The organism is Okeania sp. SIO2B9 (assembly GCF_010672505.1).
Taxonomy (GTDB): domain Bacteria; phylum Cyanobacteriota; class Cyanobacteriia; order Cyanobacteriales; family Microcoleaceae; genus Okeania; species Okeania hirsuta.
This window is the reverse complement of sequence record NZ_JAAHGK010000664.1, coordinates 1-4188: the sequence shown is the minus strand read 5'-3', so window position 1 is coordinate 4188 and position 4188 is coordinate 1. Positions and strand designations below refer to the sequence as shown.

4 protein-coding genes are annotated in these 4188 nt (G+C 36.5%); 1 reads left to right on the top strand and 3 read right to left on the bottom strand.

Annotation, left to right across the window (positions count from 1 at the left end):
• The coding region (locus F6K13_RS21135) for a hypothetical protein (RefSeq protein ID WP_287288284.1) at window positions 1–214 on the top strand (214 nt) is incomplete at its 5' end.
• A 413-nt stretch (window positions 215–627) separates the two neighbouring features.
• On the opposite strand, the gene F6K13_RS21130 is transcribed toward F6K13_RS21135, so the two are convergent.
• From F6K13_RS21130 to rsmH, 3 genes are all read right to left on the bottom strand, one after another.
• Entirely contained in the window at window positions 628–1053 is a 426-nt protein-coding gene (locus tag F6K13_RS21130; RefSeq protein WP_124146999.1) for an anti-sigma regulatory factor, read from the bottom strand.
• Between the two features lie 4 nt (window positions 1054–1057).
• Window positions 1058–2722, bottom strand: a complete 1665-nt coding sequence (locus F6K13_RS21125) for a SpoIIE family protein phosphatase (protein ID WP_287288286.1) — start codon at window positions 2720–2722, stop codon at window positions 1058–1060.
• Between the two features lie 307 nt (window positions 2723–3029).
• On the bottom strand, window positions 3030–3881 hold the full coding sequence (gene rsmH / locus F6K13_RS21120) for a 16S rRNA (cytosine(1402)-N(4))-methyltransferase RsmH (RefSeq protein WP_124154511.1): 852 nt from the start codon (window positions 3879–3881) through the stop codon (window positions 3030–3032).
• Window positions 3882–4188: the final 307 nt, after the last annotated feature.

Here is a 4188-nt window from a genome sequence, read left to right as displayed (position 1 = left end):
AGAAGATTCACCTTACCAAAAACCGCAAGCTCAAGGAGCAGTAAGACTGAATTCTCGAGAAGATTCTCCTCTCCAACGTCAGACACAGCATGCAGAAGATTCACCTTACCAAAAACCGCAAGCTCAAGGAACAGTAAGACTGAATTCTCGAGAAGATTCTCCTTCAAAACTTATCAGGTTTATCATATATATAATAGAGTTGTCGCTAAAATAAAGGGAAAAAATCACTCTAACCTACACAGAGGAATAATTCTAAGCATTTTTGCCATCCAATAGCTACAATCCTTAAAGAACAAAGTTTTTGGGGGATTTTTAAGTTATAAAGCTACAAGTCTAATAGTTATCGCAATATTTTTTCAGTTGTGTAATACCAATTTCATCAAATATTGCCACACTCAGGGAACAGGAAACAGAGAATAGGGAACAGAGTTAAGGATAAACGTATGAAAAAAGAGAAAAAAAACTTAAAACTTTACAATAATCAAAGTAAATAAATATTGATAACAGATTTGATTTTATAGAAGTACTTTGACTTATCTCCAAAAATTAATCTTGATCAAAGAAAAAGCCTGACAACTTCCGTCTATTTCGTTGCATTATTTAGCTTGTAATAATGAAGCAAGTGCTTTATTGTACTTTTTCTAGTATGTTAGCCTGTAATTTTAGGCAGTTTCTACCATCTATCTGCAATGTATAATCTACACGATCCATCAATCTATTCATAATCAACCATCCATAACCACTTTCTTGTTTAGCTTCTGGTGTTGGTGGGTTATACCCTCCTACACTATAACCTTTACCATAGTCCCAGATTTCCAAAGCAATACCACCGTCTTTGGCTTCTAAACGTATTAATACTGGTAAATTAGGTTGGTCTTTATGAGCATGACGAATCACATTGGAGTAAGCTTCTGCCAGTACCAAGCGTAAACGGTTGGATTGACGAGGCCAATCAATATGTTCTCCTAGCTCTACTTCTAAACTGCTCAATAACCAGTGCTCGACAATAGTTAAAAAGCGTAAGTCGCTTGGCACCTGAAGCTCGGTTTTCATAAATTCACAGAACCTCCAGAGATAGTATAGTTTGGTCATCTTCTTGAACTTGATTATTAGCTCGGATATAAGCTAATAAACTATTTAGGTCTATTTGGCTTTTGTGCTGTTTTAAAAGTTGCCATAAACCTTCTTGTTGCAGCATTACACGAGTTTGTTTTCCACCATCAGTAGCCTCTTGAACTACTGTAGCTTCAGTGATGCCATCACTTGTCAGTAGAAATACATCTCCTGAATTCAAGTCTATAGTACCTGCTTTTCCTTTCCATTTTGGCAATATTCCTAGGGGAATGCCACGGTCCTTGAGAAAATTTGGTTGCACTTGATTAGAATCCTGATTTTCTGTACTTAGCAGTGCAGTTTGAGACCAAACCAAGGGATATATATGACCAGCATTAGCATAAGCTAATAATCCAGTTTCTGGTGTATAACGAGCCAAAACCATTGTAATGAAGCAATTGTTACTAATAAGGTCGTCACAGAGACCAGTATTAAGATTTTCCATTATTTCGTAAGGGTCTGGGGGATTTTCTTGAGAAAGTTCTCGTCGCATCACAGACATAGCACTTGCCATGAATAAAGCAGCGGGTACTCCCTTACCAGAAACATCTCCCAGTGCCAACCAGATGTCACCTTGAGAATGGGTATAAACTTCAAAGAAATCTCCTCCTACTTCTCTGGCAGGATAGCAGCAAGCTTGTATCTTTAATGTGTCAAATTCTGGCCAACTTTGAGGTAATAGGTTACTCTGTATCTGGCGGGCGACCTCTAGATCATTACGCATTTGTTCTGCAAGTTCCCTGGTGCGTTGATAGAGTTTAGCCTGAGATAATGCTAATGCTCCTTGCTCCAGGACACTTTCTATCAATTCTATATCTTCTGAAGACCAAAATTTACTGCTATCTTGTTGATCAAGAGCTAAAACTGCTAGTAAGTCTTGTTGATAAATCAGGGGGATTATTAATTTACAAATGTTTTTATCTGAACTTTCTTCTAATTTGGTTTGACGACTTATTGCTACTTCCAAAAATTGTTCTGGAGTGAAAGGGAAGTTGTTTTGAGTAATTTCAGGGTTTTGATAAGAAAATGATTCAGGCATTAAGCGATCGCCTTCTACTGGCCATAACTTACCTTCTGTTGCGTCAAAAGTCTGTCCCACTGTTTGAATGATTGTTGATAACATACTAGAGTAATCCAATGATTCTCTAATAGCACTCATTACTTCATTTAACATAGACTCTCGTCGCAAAGCACGAGTTAGAGCATTGGTGCGTTGCGTGACAACTTTGTAGGTCTCTGAAGCTTGTTGTACTACAGCCTTGAGTTCTTCTGGATTCCAAGGCTTTGTGATATACTTAAATACTTTTCCTGAGTTAATTGCTTCTACTAAGTCTTCTACATCTGTATAGCCTGTAAGTAGAATCCTAACTGTATTTGGATATTTTTCTAATGTTCTGCCTAAAAACTCTGTACCATTCATTTCTGGCATTCTCTGGTCAGAGATAATCAGTGCCATTTCTCCTTCATCTTCCAAAACTTTCATGGCACTGAAGGCACTATCTGCTTTATATACTTTAAATTCTCGCCGAAACGTCCTGTACAACAAATCTAGGTTGTCTGGTTCGTCATCGACTACCATCAATTTTAATTTCCCCTCTCCCCGACTCATGCTATGCCTTACTCCCAGACAATTTTTCAAATTTTATACTCTCCGGTTGGCCTTAATAGCTTCAATCTAATTTATTAATGTATATTTTTTAGAATAAATAGCCTTGAGTTAAATTTTATGAATTTGGGTTTCATTTTTTATCTGGCCATAAACTTCCAAGAAAAACTCATTTTGAGTATATTTTATACTTAAGTTCTAGATATAGATTCTTCCAATAAATGTCTCATTTACTAAATAATATTCAACAATAAATTTAATTATAATTCAGTTTTTTTTGTTAATTATTTATGGATTTTTATACTTAAGATTAACCAATTTTTTCTGCCAATCTAAGTTTAGCAGAACGTGCCCGTGGATTTAATGTTGTTTCACGATCTTGGGCTTGGATGGGCTTTTTTGTCAATACTTGCAAAACAGATGAACTTCTTAAACTATGTTTAACTAAACGATCTTCTAAACTATGAAAACTAATAATTCCAATTCTACCTCCTGGTTTGAGCCAATTAGGGGCATTCTCTAGAAAAGTTTCTAGGGCAGTAAGTTCTTGATTTACTTGTATTCTTAAAGCTTGAAAAACACGAGTGGCGGGGTGTATCCTACCATAACGGTATTTGCGAGGTACACAATGGGCGATCGCTTCTGCCAACTCGGTTGTTGTTTCAAAAGGACGATGTTCTACTATTCTTCTGGCAATACGTCGTGACAAACGCTCTTCCCCGTAGGTATAAAAAATATTTGCTAATTTGGTTTCTTCCCAAGAATTAACTATTTCGGCTGCGGTCAGAGATTGCTGTCGGTTCATCCGCATATCTAACTTAGCTTCATGCCGGAAACTGAACCCTCGTTCTGGGGTATCCAATTGCACCGAACTTACACCCAAATCCGCTATTATACCATCAAATTCAAGATTTTTTGGCTCATAATCAGCAAAATTTCCGTGCCAAAATTGAATATTGGAGTTTTCAAAGGCCAGTAAAGTTTGACAATAGGCGATCGCTTGCTCATCTTGGTCAATAGCTACTATTTTAACATTTGGGGCTGTAGCTAAAATTGACTGAGTATGGCCACCAAATCCTACTGTTGCATCTAAGTAAAGACCTCTTGGAGATATTGCCAAACCTTGAATTAACTCGGCACTGAGAACAGGTATATGGTTCATCAAGTTAGAAGTCTATTGGAAAAATTTACATTAGACTTGTTGGGAAATAATAACTGATACTGCTCAAAAGCTTAGAATATAATGCTTTAAGTGATTGAAGCATATCCATTTTAACTCATAAAGGTTTTAGTCGCTTTTTAGCTTAATTTCCAACAAGTATGTTCCGTTAGTTAAAACACTATATATAGTGTGGCACTATAGTTTTGAATTAATATATGTAGTCTCTGAACAGAAATTATATCTGCTTAAACTAACTAGCTATCCCTTTATCTAACTTCTGACTTCTGAGTTCGTTAAAGGGATAGCT

Excerpts from the sequence above, each read along its gene's own strand:
- rsmH (WP_124154511.1), bottom strand. The coding sequence starts at position 3,881 with ATGAACCATATACCTGTTCTCAGTGCCGAGTTAATTCAAGGTTTGGCA.
- F6K13_RS21130 (WP_124146999.1), bottom strand. The coding sequence starts at position 1,053 with ATGAAAACCGAGCTTCAGGTGCCAAGCGACTTACGCTTTTTAACTATT.
- F6K13_RS21125 (WP_287288286.1), bottom strand. The coding sequence starts at position 2,722 with ATGAGTCGGGGAGAGGGGAAATTAAAATTGATGGTAGTCGATGACGAA.